Source organism: Pseudomonas sp. ICMP 460, assembly GCF_002723595.1.
GTDB classification, from domain to species: domain Bacteria; phylum Pseudomonadota; class Gammaproteobacteria; order Pseudomonadales; family Pseudomonadaceae; genus Aquipseudomonas; species Aquipseudomonas kitaguniensis.
The window spans coordinates 122,764-138,537 of record NZ_LKBR01000010.1 but is presented as its reverse complement, the minus strand read 5'-3'; the positions used below and the strand labels follow the sequence as shown (position 1 = coordinate 138,537).

The window sequence follows — 15,774 nt, the reverse complement described above, 5'->3', positions numbered from 1 at the left end:
ACTAAGGCGAAAAGTTAAAAGTTGTAAGCCCAAGGTAAATAGCCGGTAAAGGCGCTTTTCTTAATACGCCCCAGTGCTTATCTTTCAGCCTCCCCAAAAAGAAGCTCTCGCGCCCAATGGTTGATCACTCCATGCAATCGTCCCCCCGCAACTCCCGTCGCTGGCTGTTTGGCCTGCTCGTGCTGCTGGTTATCGCCGGCTTGTGCTGGAAATTCTGGCCCGGCAGCCACACGGATGCGGCGGCGTCGAAAGCCGCCGGGCATACCGGCAAAACGGGCATGGCGCGCCCTGGCTTCGGCGGTTCCACCGGCCCGATCCCGGTGCGCGTGGCGCCGGCGGTGCTGGGGGAGTTCCCGGTGTACTACAAGGCCTTGGGCACGGTGACTGCGCTCAATACCATCAATGTGCGCAGCCGCGTGGGGGGCGAGTTGGTGAAAATCGCCTTTGAAGAAGGGCAGATGGTCAAGGCGGGTGACTTGTTGGCGGAAATCGACCCGCGCAGCTACCAGAACGCCTTGCTCCAGGCCCAAGGCACGTTGATGCAGAACCAGGCCCAGCTTAAAAACGCACAGGTCGACGTGCAGCGCTATCGCGACCTGTACGCGCAGGACAGTATCGCCAAACAGACCCTGGACACCGCCGAAGCGCTGGTTCTGCAATACCAGGGCACGGTCAAGACCAACCAGGGCGCGGTGGATGACGCCAAGCTCAACCTTGAATTCACCAAAATCCGCGCGCCAATCGGCGGCCGCGTAGGCTTGCGTCAGGTCGACGTGGGCAACCTGATCGCGGCCAACGACACCACGTTCCTCGCGGTGATCACCCAGACCCAGCCGATCAGCGTGGCCTTTACCTTGCCGGAAAATACACTCGAAACCGTGCTCAGCCGTTACCACGCGGGCAACAAGCTGCCGGTGGAAGCCTGGGACCGTGGCGACCTTAAAAAGCAGGCCACAGGCGTGCTGCAAAGCCTGGACAACCAGATCGACGTGACCACGGGCACCCTCAAATTCAAGGCGCGTTTCGATAACAAGGACCAGGCGCTGTTCCCCAACCAGTTCGTCAACGTGCACTTGTTGGCCGATACCTTGCACAACGTGGTGCTGGCGCCGACTGCGGCGATTCAGTTCGGCAACAGCGGCACCTTTGTTTACAAGCTCGATGGCGACAAAAAGGTCAAGGTCCAGCCTCTGGTGGTCGGTGACACCGACGGCGACAACACTGTGATCACCGAAGGCCTGGCCGCCGGCGACCGCGTGGTGCTGGAAGGCACCGACCGCCTGAAAGACGGCAGCGAAATCGAAGTGGTCAACGACAGCAGCGCCGTGCCGACCACGCCGACCGAACACCTGCAAGGCAAGCCCGCTGCAAAAGGGGAGACCGGTGCTAACGCCGGCAAGGCGCAAAAGGTCGGTTCATGAATTTATCGCGGCTGTTTATCCTCCGCCCGGTAGCCACCACGCTGAGCATGCTGGCGATCGTACTGGCGGGCATCATCTGCTATCGCCTGCTGCCGGTATCGGCCTTGCCCCAGGTCGATTACCCGACCATTCGGGTGATGACCCTGTACCCCGGCGCCAGCCCGGATGTGATGACCAGCGCGGTCACCGCGCCGCTGGAGCGCCAGTTCGGGCAAATGCCCGGCCTCACGCAAATGGCCTCGACAAGCTCCGGCGGCGCGTCGGTACTGACCCTGCGCTTTAACCTCGACATCAATATGGATGTCGCCGAGCAACAGGTACAGGCGGCGATCAACGCTGCGACCAACCTGTTGCCCAAGGATCTGCCGGCGCCGCCGGTGTACAACAAGGTCAACCCGGCAGATACCCCGGTCCTCACGCTGGCGATTACCTCCAAGACCATGCTGCTGCCCAAGCTCAATGACTTGGTCGACACACGCATGGCGCAAAAAATTGCGCAGATCAGCGGCGTTGGCATGGTCAGCATCGCCGGCGGCCAACGTCAGGCGGTGCGCATCAAGGTCAACCCGGAGGCGCTGGCGGCCAACGGCCTGAACCTGTCAGACGTGCGCACCTTGATCGCCGCGTCCAACGTCAACCAGCCCAAGGGCAACTTCGACGGCCCGACGCGGGTGTCGATGCTCGACGCCAACGACCAGTTGGTCTCGCCCCAGCAATACGCCGATTTGATTCTGGCCTACAGCAATGGCGCACCGTTGCGCCTCAAGGATGTGGCCGAGATTGTCGACGGCGCCGAAAACGAACGCCTCGCTGCGTGGGCCAATGAAAACCAGGCCGTGCTGCTGAATATCCAGCGCCAGCCAGGCGCCAACGTGATTGAAGTGGTCGACCGCATCAAGGCGTTGCTGCCAAGCATCACCGACAACCTGCCGGCCGGCCTCGATGTGGCGGTACTTACCGACCGCACGCAGACCATTCGGGCGTCGGTCACCGATGTGCAACACGAATTGCTTATCGCCATTGTGCTGGTGGTGATGGTGACCTTCCTGTTCCTGCGCCGCTTCAGCGCCACTATTATTCCGTCCATCGCCGTACCGCTGTCGCTGGTGGGTACCTTTGGCGTGATGTACCTGGCGGGCTTTTCCATCAATAACCTGACGCTGATGGCCCTGACCATCGCCACCGGTTTTGTGGTGGACGATGCCATCGTGATGCTGGAGAACATCTCGCGTTATATCGAGGAAGGCGAAACGCCGATGGCCGCCGCGCTCAAGGGCGCCAAGCAGATCGGTTTCACCCTGATTTCCCTGACGCTGTCGTTGATCGCGGTATTGATCCCGCTGCTGTTTATGGCCGACGTGGTCGGGCGCTTGTTCCGCGAATTTGCCATCACCCTGGCGGTGGCGATCCTGATTTCGCTGGTGGTGTCGCTGACCCTGACGCCGATGATGTGCGCGCGCCTGCTCAAGCGTGAACCCAAGGAAGAAGAACAGGGGCGTTTTTACAAGGCCAGCGGTGCCTGGATTGATTGGCTGATCGCAGGGTATGGGCGCAAATTGCAGTGGGTGCTCAAGCATCAGCCACTGACGTTGCTGGTGGCCATCGCCACCCTGGGCCTGACCGTGGTGCTGTACCTGGTGGTGCCCAAGGGCTTTTTCCCGGTGCAGGACACCGGCGTGATCCAGGGTATTTCCGAGGCGCCGCAGTCGATTTCCTTTGCCGCGATGAGCCAGCGCCAGCAAGCGTTGGCCAAAGTCATCCTGGCTGATCCGGCGGTTCAGAGCCTGTCGTCCTACATCGGTGTGGACGGTGACAACGCCACCCTCAACAGCGGTCGCCTGTTGATCAACCTCAAGCCGCATGGTCAGCGCGATTTAAGCGCGACGCAAGTGATCGCGCGCTTGCAGCCGGAAATCGACAAGCTGGTGGGTATACGCCTGTACATGCAACCGGTGCAGGACTTGACCATTGAAGACCGCGTCAGCCGCACGCAGTACCAGTTCAGCATGTCGTCGCCCGACGCCGAGTTGCTGGCGCTGTGGAGCGAAAAACTGGTGCACGCGCTCAGCCAGTTGCCGGAACTCACCGATGTCGCCAGCGACCTGCAGGACAAAGGCTTGCAGGTGTTCCTGGTGATCGACCGCGATGCCGCTTCGCGCCTGGGTGTCAGTGTGTCGACCATCACCGATGCGCTGTACGACGCCTTCGGCCAGCGGCAGATTTCGACCATCTATACCCAGGCCAGCCAGTACCGCGTGGTCTTGCAGGCGCAATCGGGTGAAACCCTCGGCCCGGCCGCGCTGAACCAGATCCACGTAAAAACCACCGACGGCGGCCAGGTGCGGCTGTCGAGCCTGGCGCGTGTGGAGCAGCGTCAGGCGCAGTTGGCGATTGCGCACATTGGTCAGTTCCCGGCGGTAATGATGTCGTTCAACCTGGCGCCTGGCGTTGCGCTGGGCAAAGGCGTGGAGCTGATCAACCAGACGCAGAAGGACATCGGCATGCCGGTGGGCGTGCAGACCCAGTTCCAGGGTGCGGCGCAGGCGTTTGAAGCGTCGTTGTCGAGCACCTTGCTGCTGATTCTGGCGGCGGTGGTGACCATGTACATCGTGCTGGGCGTGCTGTACGAGAGTTATATCCACCCGATCACCATCCTTTCGACCTTGCCGTCGGCGGCGGTGGGCGCCTTGCTTGCGCTGCTGCTCAGCGGCAACGACTTGGGCATGATCGCGATCATCGGCATCATCTTGTTGATCGGTATCGTCAAAAAGAACGCGATCATGATGATCGACTTCGCCCTCGACGCCGAGCGTAACCAGGGCCTGGACCCGCAAACGGCGATCTATCAAGCCGCGCTGTTGCGCTTTCGGCCGATCCTGATGACCACGCTGGCCGCGCTGTTTGGCGCGGTGCCGTTGATGCTGGCGACCGGTTCCGGGGCGGAACTGCGCCAGCCGCTGGGCCTGGTGATGGTCGGCGGGTTGCTGGTGAGCCAGGTATTGACCCTGTTCACGACGCCGGTGATTTACCTGTACTTCGACCGCCTCGGCCGGCGCTGGCGCAAAGAGCCGCAAAGCCTGGAGCCGGTTGAATCATGAACCTGTCCGGACCTTTTATTCGCCGGCCGGTCGCGACCATGCTGCTGAGCCTGGCGATCATGCTGCTGGGCGGCGTGAGTTTCAATTTGCTGCCGGTGTCACCGTTGCCGCAGATCGACTTTCCGGTGATCGTGGTGTCGGCCAGCTTGCCCGGCGCCAGCCCCGAGGTGATGGCGTCTACCGTGGCGACGCCGCTGGAGCGCTCGTTCGGCGCGATTGCCGGCATCACCACCATGAGCAGTTCGTCGAGCCAGGGCTCGACCCGCGTGATCCTGGCGTTTGACTCCGACCGTGATATAAACGGCGCGGCGCGCGAAGTGCAGGCGGCGATCAACGCCTCGCGCAACCTGTTGCCGAGCGGCATGCGCAGCATGCCGACCTACAAGAAAATCAACCCGTCGCAGGCGCCGATCATGGTGCTGTCGCTGACCTCCGACGTGTTGCAAAAGGGCCAGTTGTACGACCTGGCCTCGACCATACTCTCGCAAAGCCTGTCGCAAGTGCCGGGCGTGGGTGAAGTGCAGATCGGCGGCAGCTCCTTGCCGGCGGTGCGTATCGAGCTGGAACCCAAAGCCCTCGAACAGTACGGCGTAGCGCTGGACGATGTGCGCAACACCATCGCCAATGCCAACCAGCGCCGACCCAAGGGTTCGTTGGAAGACGCCGAGCGTAATTGGCAAATCCAGGCCAACGACCAGCTGGAAAAAGCCAAGGACTACGAACCGCTGCTGATTCGTTACCAGAACGGCGCAGCCCTGCGCCTGGGCGACGTGGCCAAGATCAGCGATGGCGTGGAAGACCGCTACAACAGTGGTTTTTTCAACAATGACTCGGCGGTGTTGCTGGTGATCAACCGCCAGTCGGGCGCCAACATCATCGAAACGGTCCGGCAGATCAAGGCGCAGTTGCCGGCGTTGCAGGCGGTGCTGCCGAGCAGCGTCAAACTCAACCTGGCGATGGACCGCTCGCCGGTCATCACCGCCACCTTGCATGAAGCCGAAATGACGTTGTTGATCGCCGTGGCCCTGGTGGTGCTGGTGGTGTACCTGTTCCTCGGTAACTTCCGCGCCTCGTTGATCCCGACGCTGGCAGTGCCGGTGTCGCTGGTGGGCACCTTCGCGGTGATGTACCTGTACGGTTTTTCGTTGAACAACTTCTCGTTGATGGCGTTGATTCTGGCCACCGGGCTGGTGGTGGACGATGCCATCGTGGTGCTGGAGAATATTTCGCGGCACATCGACGACGGTGTGCCGCCGATGAAAGCCGCGTACCTGGGCGCCGAGGAAGTCGGTTTTACCTTGTTGTCGATGAACGTGTCGCTGGTGGCGGTCTTCCTGTCCATCCTGTTTATGGGCGGCATCGTCACCAGCCTGTTCCGCGAGTTTTCCATCACCTTGTCGGCCGCCATCATTGTTTCGCTGGTGGTCTCGCTGACCTTGACCCCGATGCTCTGCGCGCGTTGGCTCAAGCCGCATGTCAAAGGCCAGATGACTGGTTTGCAGCGCTGGAGCCAAAAGGTCAACGACCGCATGGTCGTGGTCTACGCCAAGAGCCTGGATTGGGTGCTGCGCCATCGGCGCCTGACCCTGCTCAGCCTGTTGATCACCGTGGGCGTGAATATCGCGCTGTACGTGGTGGTGCCGAAAACCTTCATGCCGCAGCAAGACACCGGCCAGTTGATCGGCTTTGTGCGCGGCGACGACGGGCTGTCGTTCAATGTGATGCAACCGAAGATGGAAACCTTCCGCAAAGCTGTGCTTAAGGACCCGGCAGTGCTCAGCGTGGCCGGTTTTATCGGCGGCAACAACGGCACCAACAACGCGGTCATGCTGGTGCGCCTCAAGCCCATCGCCGAGCGCAAAGTCTCGGCCCAGGCGGTGATCGAACGCTTGCGCAAAGACGTGCCGCTGGTGCCGGGCGGGCGTTTGTTCCTGATGGCTGACCAGGACCTGCAATTTGGCGGCAGCCGTGACCAGTCGACGGCGCAGTATTCCTACATCCTGCAAAGCGGCGACTTGGCCGCGTTGCGGTTGTGGTACCCCAAAGTGGTCGCCGCCTTGCGCACGCTGCCGGAACTGACCGCCATCGATGCCCGCGAAGGGCGCGGTGCAGCGCAGGTGACGCTGGTGGTCGATCGCGACCAGGCCAAACGCCTCGGCATCGACATGAGCATGGTCACCACCGTGCTGAACAACGCCTACAGCCAGCGCCAGATTTCTACCATCTATGACAGCCTCAACCAGTACCAGGTGGTGATGGAGGTCAACCCGATATACGCGCAAGACCCGATCACCCTGAACCAGGTGCAAGTGATCACTTCCACCGGCGCGCGGGTGCCGTTGTCGACCATTGCGCATTACGAAAACAGCCTGGCGGCTGACCGTGTCAGCCATGAAGGCCAGTTTGCCTCGGAAAACATTGCCTTCGACCTCTCGCCCGGGGTGACGGTGCAGCAGGGCTCTGCCGCCATCGAGCGGGCGATTGCCAAGGTCGGCTTGCCCGAAGACGTGATCGCCAAGATGGCCGGCACCGCCGATGCCTTCGCGGCCACCCAGAAGGGCCAGCCGTTCATGGTGCTCGGCGCGTTGGTGGCGGTGTACCTGGTGCTGGGCATTTTGTATGAAAGCTACATTCACCCGCTGACCATCCTCTCGACCTTGCCGTCGGCCGGCGTCGGCGCGCTGCTCTCGATCTACCTGCTGGGCGGTGAGTTCAGCCTGATTTCGCTGCTGGGGCTGTTCTTGCTGATCGGGGTGGTGAAGAAAAACGCGATCCTGATGATCGACCTCGCGTTGCAACTGGAACGCCATCAGGGCATGAGCCCGCTGGAGTCGATTCGCAGTGCCTGCCTGTTGCGCCTGCGGCCGATTCTGATGACCACGCTGGCCGCGATTCTTGGCGCCTTGCCGTTATTGCTCGGCGCCGGCGACGGTGCAGAAATGCGCCAGCCGCTGGGCCTGACGATTATCGGCGGCCTGGTGTTCAGCCAGATCCTGACCCTTTACACCACGCCTGTGGTTTACCTCTATCTCGACCGCGCGCGCCACCGCTTCAACGCCTGGCGCGGCGTGCGTACCGATGCTGCCCTGGACACTGCGCTATGACCGATTCAACCTTTGCCAAATTGGCCATGCGCATGCCCCGTGGTTCGCGTGTCGCCAGCCTGCTGCTGTGCAGCGCCTTACTCAGCGCCTGCGCCATCGGCCCCGACTATAAGCGCCCGCAGGTCATCGAGCCGGCGCAGTTTAAAGAGGCCCAAGGCTGGCGCCAGGCCAAGCCCAGCGATTCCCTGGCGCGTGGCGCCTGGTGGGAGTTGTACGGTGATCGCCAGCTCAACGACTTGGTGACGCGCCTCAACAACGCCAACCAAACCGTGGCGCAAGCCGAGGCGCGGTTTCGCCAGGCCCAGGCTCAAGTGCGCAGCTCGCGCGGGGCATTTTTGCCGTCGGTAGACCTGAGCGTCGGCAAAACCCGCGCCAGCCAAGGCACTGGCAGCAGCAGCGCGAGCCTGAGCAGCTCCAGCAGCGGTATTCGCGATACGCTCAACGCGCAATTGGGCGTGAGCTGGGAGGCGGATGTCTGGGGCAAATTGCGCCGCGGTCTCGAAGCCAATGAAGCCACGGCCGAGGCCAGTTTGGCGGACCTGGCGGCGATGCGCTTAAGCCAGCAATCGGAACTGGTACAGGACTACCTGCAACTGCGCGTGATGGACGAGCAAACCCGCCTGTTGCAAGCCACGCTGGACACTTACCAGCGCTCGCTGAAAATGACCGAAAACCAGTACCGCGCGGGCGTGTCGGGCAAAGATGCAATCGCCCAGGCGCAAACCCAGCTCAAAACCACCCAGGCCAGCCTGATCGACCTGATCTGGCAGCGCGCGCAACTGGAGAACGCCATTGCGGTGTTGATCGGCGAAGCGCCGGCCAACTTCAACCTGGCGGTAAGCAAGGACATCCCGGCGCTGCCGCAGATTCCTGCAAGTCTGCCGTCGCAGTTGTTGGAGCGGCGCCCGGATATCGCCTCGGCTGAGCGCTCGGTGATTGCCGCCAACGCCAACATCGGCGTGGCCAAGGCGGCCTACTACCCGGATTTGACCTTGAGCCTGGCGGGTGGTTATTCCAGCAGCACCTATGCGGACTGGATCAGCTTGCCGAACCGCTTCTGGTCGGTCGGGCCGAAGTTGGCGATGACCTTATTCGACGGCGGGCAGCGTTCGGCCGAGGTTGATCGTACGGTGGCGAGTTATGACGAGACCGTCGCCAAGTATCGCCAGACCGTGCTGGATGGCTTCCGTGAGGTGGAAAACTACCTGGTGCAGCTCAAGGTGCTGGAGGACGAGGCGGTGGTCAGCAATGAAGCGCTGGACGCCGCGCGGGAGTCGTTGCGACTGACCGAGAACCAGTATAAAGCGGGCTTGATTGCTTACCTGGACGTGGTGACGGTGCAGGCGACGGCACTGAGTAACGAGCGTACGGTGCTGACCTTGTTGCAGACCCGGCTGGTGGCGAGTGTGCAGTTGATTGCCGCGTTGGGCGGTGGTTGGGATGGTCAGACGGCGTTAGAGGCCAAGCATCTTTGATGTAGCGCTTTCGCGCTTGGGGTGTTGTTCAGGTTGGGTGTATATCCTTTATTGGGGTGATGGCTTATACCGGTTTCGCTCTTACAGCGAGTCACTTTTGAACAGCGCAAAAGTAACCAAAACGCTCTTGCCCCACCACTCGGTGCCTCGCTTAGGCTCGGCATGCCCGCCCACAGGCTTGAATCCGTGGGCCGCCGCGATGGGCCATCCTTGGCCCAGCGCGGCTAACCCGGCGTCCTGCCGGGTTACCCACGGATTCAAGCCTGCGTGCGGCCATCGTGGTTTAACGGGGCGCTTCTCAGATCAAGATCACAAAGATCAAGAGCAAGAGCACGGCGGCCTGAAAGCCGACCTGAGTGGTTGAAGCAGATCAGAAGCAGATCAGAAGCAGATCAGAAGCAGATCAGAAGCAGATCAGAAGCAGATCAGAAGCAGATCAAAGGCGGGTCTTGAGTACACAGCAGATCTGCTTTTGCTTTTTGTGGGAGGGGGCTTGCTCCCGATAGCAGTTTTACAGTTGATACATGAATTGACTGACCCCCCGCCATCGGGAGCAAGCCCCCTCCCACAGTAGATGATCGTTCCCACGCTCTGCCTGGTAATGCCGCTCCGGACGCTCTGCAGCCTGAGTGGTTGAAGCGGATCAAGGGCGGGTTTTGCATACACAGTAGATCTGCTTTTTTTTGCTTTCTGTGGGAGGGGGCTTGCTCCCGATTGCGGTGTGTCAGTTGAAAAATATTTATCTGACCCACCGCTATCGGGAGCAAGCCCACTCCCACAGTTTGACCACATTCTGCTTGGGAGATGATCGTTCCCACGCTCTGCGTAGTAATGCCGCTCCGGACGCTCTGCGGCCTGAGTGGTTGAAGCGGATCAGGGGCGGGTTTTGCATACACAGCAGATCTGCTTTTTTTTGCTTTTTGTGGGAGGGGGCTTGCTCCCGATAGCAGTTTTACAGTTGATACATGAATTGACTGACCCACCGCCATCGGGAGCAAGCCCCCTCCCACAGTAGATGATCGTTCCCACGCTCTGCGTGGTAATGCCGCTCCGGACGCTCTGCAGCCTGAGTGGTTGAAGCGGATCAAGGGCGGGTTTTGCATACACAGTAGATCTGCTTTTTTTGCTTTCTGTGGGAGGGGGCTTGCTCCCGATAGCAGTTTTACAGTTGATACATGAATTGACTGACCCACCGCTATCGGGAGCAAGCCCCTCCCACAGTAGATGATCGTTCCCACGCTCTGCGTGGTAATGCCGCTCCGGACGCTCTGCGTCCTGCTTTTTCAGCCATGGAATCTCCCACATTTGACCGCATTCAGCATGTGAGATTGGGTCGGCTTTCAGGTCGCCTGCTTGTGATTGTGATCTTGATCTAAGGCGCCCCGTTAAACCACGCTGGCCGAACGCAGATATTACGGAGCGGGTAAACCGGCAGGACGCCGGTTTAGCCGCGACGGGGCAGGGACGCCCCGTCGCGGCGGCCCGCTCCGTCATATCGGAGTGAGGGCATGCCGAGCCATAGCGAGGCACCGAGTGGTGGGGCGAGGACCTTTTGGTTACTTTTGGGTCCTTTCAAAAGTGACCCGCTGTAAGAGCGGAACCGATANTCCTTTCAAAAGTGACCCGCTGTAAGAGCGGAACCGATACCAGCCATCAAAAAAATAACGGATATGCACCCAAGACCAAAGCCACAACCCTAAATAAATTTCAATAACATAAACAACAGGTTATTTGCAGTCCGACAGGCGAGCCCAGAACAAAAACCCGCCAGTTTTCAAGCCAGCAAATTGACGCCAAATGACCACTAATCCCCCCGCGACAATTAATCAACTCGCCAAGAATTAATATCGCTACAATCGCCCGCTTTTCCACGTTATACGGGCTTTTCAGGCCCATCAGGTACTGAGAAACCCATGCTGATCGGTAGCTATTCCCCCTCCTTGGTCGTGATATCGGTTTTCGTCGCGATCCTGGCGTCTTACACCGCGCTGGACCTGGCTGGCCGCATCGCGACCGCCAAGGGTCGTACGGTGTATATGTGGATCGCGGGAGGCGCGTTGGCGATGGGCGTGGGCGTCTGGTCCATGCACTTCATCGGCATGTTGGCGTTGCGCCTGCCGTTTGCCTTGGGGTTCGACTTGCGCATCACCGCGCTGTCGCTGCTGATTGCGGTGTTGTCCAGTGGCTTTGCGCTGTGGTTGGTCAGCCAGGCCTGTTTGCCCAAGTGGCAATTGGCGTTTGGTGCGCTGATCATGGGGGCTGGCATCAGCAGCATGCACTACACCGGCATGGCCGCGATGCGCATGACACCGGGCATTGATTACGACCCCGGCTTGTTTGGCGTTTCGTTGTTGATTGCAGTGGTGGCCTCCGGCGCTGCGCTGTGGATCGCCTTCAACCTGCGTCGCAACACCCCTTACGTGCACGTGACACGCGGTGGGGCGGCTGTGGTGATGGGCGTGGCGATTGCGGGCATGCACTACACCGGCATGGCCGCGGCGCGCTTTGCCGACAACAGTTTTTGCGGGGCGGCGCTGACGGGCCTCAGCGGCAAAGGGTTGGACGACCTGGTACTGGTCACCTCGCTGGCGGTGTTGATCATCGCGCTGCTGACCTCGTTGCTCGACGCGCGCCTGGACGCGCGCACTGCGGTACTCGCAGACTCCCTGACCCTGGCCAACCAGGAACTGACCCACCTGTCGCTGCATGACATGCTCACTGGCTTGCCCAATCGCACCTTGCTGACTGACCGCATTCAACACGCCATGCAAACGGTAAAAGAGCAGGGCGGTTGTTTTGCGCTGATGTTTATCGACCTGGATGGTTTTAAACCGGTCAATGACGCCTTCGGCCACCACATGGGCGACCAATTGCTGCGCGAAGTTGGCCTGCGCTTGCGCGAAGACCTGCGCGGCCAGGACACCTTGGCGCGCATCGGCGGTGACGAGTTTGTGCTGCTGGTGCAATTGACCCAGCCGGACGACGCCATCGGCTTGGCCGAGCGTCAGGTCAGCCTGGTCAACCGTGCGTTCACCGTTGCCGAACATGAGCTGAAAATCTCTGCGAGCATTGGCATCAGCATGTTTCCGGGCAACGGCGGCACGCCCCAGGAATTGCTGATGAACGCTGACGCCGCGATGTACCACGCCAAAGGCATGGGCAAGAACGGTTACAGTTTCTTTGAAGTGTCGATGAACACCAACGCGCGCAAACAACTGCAATTGCTGCAGGACCTGCGCAACGCGCTTGAACACCAGCAGTTTCGTTTGTATTACCAGCCCAAGTTCGACGCGTTCAGCGCAATGCCGGTAGGTGCCGAAGCCTTGCTGCGCTGGGAGCATCCGCAGCAGGGGTTGTTGTTGCCCGCGACGTTTATTCAGTTGGCGGAAAAGACCGGGTTGATTATTCCCATCGGCGACTGGGTGCTGAACGAGGCGTGTCGCCAGATGCGCCAGTGGTACGTGCAGGGTTACGACGACTGGCGCATCGCGGTGAATTTGTCGGCGTTGCAGTTTTGTCATGCCGGGCTGATCAACAGTGTGGCCGCCGCCCTGGAACGCCATCAGTTACCGGCCAACAGCCTGACCCTGGAGATCACCGAGTCCACCGCCATGAGCGACGTCGAGGCGAGCATGACGGTGTTGCAGCAGTTGTCGGACATGGGTGTCGACCTGTCGATTGATGACTTTGGCACCGGCTATTCGAGCCTGATGTACCTCAAGCGCCTGCCGGCCAACGAGCTGAAAATCGATCGCGGTTTTGTGCGCGACCTGGAACACGACAGCGACGACGCCGCGATCGTCTCGGCTATCGTCGCGCTTGGCCAGGCGCTTGGGCTGCGCATCGTCGCCGAAGGTGTAGAGACCGATAAGCAACAGAGCTTCCTGACCCGCCTGGGCTGCAACTCGCTGCAAGGCTACTTGTTGGGCCACCCATTGCCGGCTGACGGTTTTATGGCCGAGATCCAGCGCGCCGAAGCCGCGTTAGCGCCTGACAAAAACCGTGCGTGACAGGTATTCTTGGATCCAACCCCGTACATCAGGTTGAATCAGGAGACCGCACGCATGGACAAAGTCGTCATCATCACCGGAGGCAGCCGTGGCATCGGCGCCGAGACGGCATTGCTGGCAGCTCGCGAGGGCTATCATATTTGCATCAACTACCAGTCCGACGAAAAAGCCGCCCATAGCGTGCTGGAGCAGGTGCGTGGCTTGGGCGCTCAAGCCATTGCGGTGCGCGCCGATGTGAGCATCGAAGACGACGTGGTTGCGCTGTTCAAGCGTGTCGATGCCGAATTGGGCCGGGTCACGGCGCTGGTGAATAACGCCGGCACCGTGGGGCATAAGGCGCGGGTTGATGAGATGTCCGAACTGCGCCTGCTTAAAGTCCTCAAGACCAATGTGCTGGGGCCGATCCTGTGCGCCAAGCACGCCGTGCTGCGCATGTCGCCACGGCATGGCGGGCAGGGCGGCAGCATTGTCAACGTATCGTCGGTGGCCGCACGCTTGGGCTCGCCGGGCGAATACGTCGACTATGCCGCCTCCAAGGGCGCGCTGGACACCTTCACCCTCGGCCTTTCGAAAGAAGTGGCGGGCGAGGGGATTCGCGTCAACGCGGTGCGCCCCGGCTATATTTTCACCGACTTTCACGCACTCAGCGGCGACCCGGATCGGGTCAGCAAGCTTGAGTCCGGCATTCCCATGGCGCGTGGCGGGCGCCCGGATGAAGTGGCCGAGGCGATTATCTGGTTGCTGTCGGACAAGGCGTCGTATGCCACGGGCACGTTTGTTGATTTGGGCGGTGGGCGCTGATTGGGCGCCTCAAAAACACCGCACAATCTGCCCCAGCGTCGCCATGGCCGTTTCTGAAGCCTCGGTCCACGGGCTGCCGTAGTTCAAGCGAATACAGTTCCTGAAGCGCTGCGTCGCCGAAAAAATCGGCCCCGGCGCGATGCTGATACCTTGGGCCAAGGCGCGCTGGAACAGCTTCAGTGAGTCGGTTTGCTCCGGCAGCTCCAGCCACAAAAAATACCCGCCTGCCGGCTGGCTGACGCGGGTTTGTGCCGGGAAGTAACGGGCGATAGCGGCGAGCATCGCGCTTTGCTGTTCTTCCAGGGCATAACGCAATTTGCGCAGGTGGCGGTCATACCCACCGTGCTGCAAATAGTCGGCAATCGCCGCCTGCGCCGGCATCGATGGGCACAACGAGGTCATCAACTTCAAGCGTTCGACTTTCTGTGCATAGCGCCCGGCGGCCACCCAGCCGACGCGATAACCGGGCGCCAGGCTTTTGGCAAAGGAGCCGCAGTGCATCACCAGCCCTTCGGTGTCGAAGGCTTTAGCCGGTTTGGGCGCGTGTTGTCCGTAGTACAGCTCTGCGTACACATCGTCCTCGATCAAGGGCACTTGATGGCCGCGCAGCAGTTCCACCAGCGCCTGCTTCTTCGCCTCCGGCACCGTCGCGCCCATCGGGTTCTGGAAACTGGGCATGCTCCAGCAGGCCTTGATCGGGTAGCGCGCAAGGCTCTGCGCCAAGGCGGTGAGGTCGATGCCATCGCGCGGGTGCACGGGAATTTCCACCGCCTTGAGCTTCAAGCGCTCCAACACTTGCAGGCAGGCATAAAACGCTGGCGCCTCGATGGCGACCAGGTCGCCCGGTTCGGTCACGGCCTGCAAGCACAGGTTAAGTGCTTCAAGGGCACCGTTGGTGATCAACAGCTCTTCGATGGGCAGCGTCAGCCCGCCGATGCTGTAGCGCAAGGCAATCTGCCGACGCAGTTGCGGGTTGCCCGGTGACATGTCGGTGACCACCAGGCGTGGGTCCATCTCGCGGCTGGCTTTGGCCAGCGAGCGCGCCAGTCGCGGCAGCGGAAACAACAGCGGGCTGGGGAAGGCCGAGCCAAAGGGCACGGTGTTGGGGTCTTTGATCGAGTCGAGCACCGAAAACACCAGTTCACTCACATCGACTTCGGTGGACTCGTGCACCTGCTCACTCACCGCAGGCTCGCAAAACGGGCTGGGCGCATGCGTGTTGACGAAGTACCCGGAGCGCGGCCGCGCACGAATCAGGCCACGGCGCTCAAGCAGGTAGTACGCCTGGAACACCGTGGACGGGCTGATGCCATAGGTCTGGCTGGCATACCGCACCGACGGCACGCGTTGGCCTGGCCCGAGCACGCCTGTGCGGATCAGTTCGGCGATCTCATCGGCAAATTTTTCGTAGCGTTTCATTGGGGCCTTAAACGGCAGGTTGAATCAAAGCATAACAGGCCCGGGTACAGCGTAAAAAAGCCAATCAGAGCGTGCAGGCGTGCACACCCGCCAGCGCGTGAACGGCAGCTGATTCAGCTCGGTCAAACCAACGAATTGTCGTCCGTCGCTTTCAAGTGTTTGCGCCCATCCTGAGCGCCGGCGACCGTCAACGCGTCTGCCTCGGCTTCGGTAATATAAATACGCTCGGCATTCACCTCGACAAAGGACATGGCTTTTGCGCTGTCGGTATTCACCGTGACCTGCGCTGCGGCCAAACGCTGCTCCTGGCCAACCTCGCTGACCTTGAAGTAACACGCTTGGTGATCGATACGTACTGGCATGCTGATCTCCCGTTAACAGGCTGATGGGCGTTGGGCTTCACCGCCGTTGTGCCGGTTCCAGGCAACTGACTGGCGGTCGCCGCT

8 protein-coding genes are annotated in these 15,774 nt (G+C 60.9%); 6 read left to right on the top strand and 2 right to left on the bottom strand.

Features of this window, described 5'->3' with window-relative positions; all coding sequences use genetic code 11:
* Positions 1 to 116: 116 nt before the first annotated feature.
* From AO240_RS09165 to AO240_RS09130, 6 genes are all read left to right on the top strand, one after another.
* Positions 117 to 1,421, top strand: coding sequence for an MdtA/MuxA family multidrug efflux RND transporter periplasmic adaptor subunit (locus AO240_RS09165; protein ID WP_099236266.1), 1,305 nt, complete (start codon positions 117 to 119; stop codon positions 1,419 to 1,421).
* The gene (locus tag AO240_RS09160) at positions 1,418 to 4,519 is read left to right on the top strand and encodes an MdtB/MuxB family multidrug efflux RND transporter permease subunit (protein WP_099236265.1); all 3,102 of its coding nucleotides are present in this window, start codon (positions 1,418 to 1,420) and stop codon (positions 4,517 to 4,519) included. The genes AO240_RS09165 and AO240_RS09160 overlap by 4 nt, the downstream gene beginning before the upstream one ends.
* On the top strand, positions 4,516 to 7,623 hold the full coding sequence (locus tag AO240_RS09155) for an efflux RND transporter permease subunit (RefSeq protein ID WP_099236264.1): 3,108 nt from the start codon (positions 4,516 to 4,518) through the stop codon (positions 7,621 to 7,623). Before AO240_RS09160 ends, AO240_RS09155 begins: the two co-directional genes overlap by 4 nt.
* Positions 7,620 to 9,098: an efflux transporter outer membrane subunit gene (locus AO240_RS09150; protein ID WP_099236263.1), complete on the top strand. Its 1,479-nt coding sequence runs from the start codon at positions 7,620 to 7,622 to the stop codon at positions 9,096 to 9,098. Before AO240_RS09155 ends, AO240_RS09150 begins: the two co-directional genes overlap by 4 nt.
* A 1,913-nt stretch (positions 9,099 to 11,011) precedes the next feature.
* Positions 11,012 to 13,108 (top strand): bifunctional diguanylate cyclase/phosphodiesterase, encoded by a 2,097-nt coding sequence (locus AO240_RS09135; protein WP_099236261.1) that lies wholly within the window; start codon positions 11,012 to 11,014, stop codon positions 13,106 to 13,108.
* 54 nt (positions 13,109 to 13,162) lie between these two features.
* On the top strand, positions 13,163 to 13,909 hold the full coding sequence (locus AO240_RS09130) for an SDR family oxidoreductase (protein ID WP_099236260.1): 747 nt from the start codon (positions 13,163 to 13,165) through the stop codon (positions 13,907 to 13,909).
* Between the two features lie 9 nt (positions 13,910 to 13,918).
* Here the strand turns inward: AO240_RS09130 and mapR are convergent, their stop codons facing one another.
* Together mapR and AO240_RS09120 are read right to left on the bottom strand one after the other, a co-directional pair.
* A complete protein-coding gene (gene mapR, locus AO240_RS09125) occupies positions 13,919 to 15,328 on the bottom strand; it encodes a GntR family transcriptional regulator MpaR (RefSeq protein WP_099236259.1) in 1,410 nt (469 codons plus the stop codon).
* Between the two features lie 122 nt (positions 15,329 to 15,450).
* Complete coding sequence (locus AO240_RS09120) at positions 15,451 to 15,690, bottom strand: DUF3203 family protein (RefSeq protein ID WP_099236258.1); 240 nt, start codon at positions 15,688 to 15,690, stop codon at positions 15,451 to 15,453.
* Positions 15,691 to 15,774 lie beyond the last annotated feature (84 nt).

Bases quoted from the DNA above. Each gene is read 5' to 3' on its own strand.
- AO240_RS09120 (WP_099236258.1), bottom strand. From the start codon at position 15,690: ATGCCAGTACGTATCGATCACCAAGCGTGTTACTTCAAGGTCAGCGAG.
- AO240_RS09130 (WP_099236260.1), top strand. From the start codon at position 13,163: ATGGACAAAGTCGTCATCATCACCGGAGGCAGCCGTGGCATCGGCGCC.
- AO240_RS09155 (WP_099236264.1), top strand. From the start codon at position 4,516: ATGAACCTGTCCGGACCTTTTATTCGCCGGCCGGTCGCGACCATGCTG.
- AO240_RS09150 (WP_099236263.1), top strand. From the start codon at position 7,620: ATGACCGATTCAACCTTTGCCAAATTGGCCATGCGCATGCCCCGTGGT.
- mapR (WP_099236259.1), bottom strand. From the start codon at position 15,328: ATGAAACGCTACGAAAAATTTGCCGATGAGATCGCCGAACTGATCCGC.
- AO240_RS09135 (WP_099236261.1), top strand. From the start codon at position 11,012: ATGCTGATCGGTAGCTATTCCCCCTCCTTGGTCGTGATATCGGTTTTC.
- AO240_RS09160 (WP_099236265.1), top strand. From the start codon at position 1,418: ATGAATTTATCGCGGCTGTTTATCCTCCGCCCGGTAGCCACCACGCTG.
- AO240_RS09165 (WP_099236266.1), top strand. From the start codon at position 117: ATGGTTGATCACTCCATGCAATCGTCCCCCCGCAACTCCCGTCGCTGG.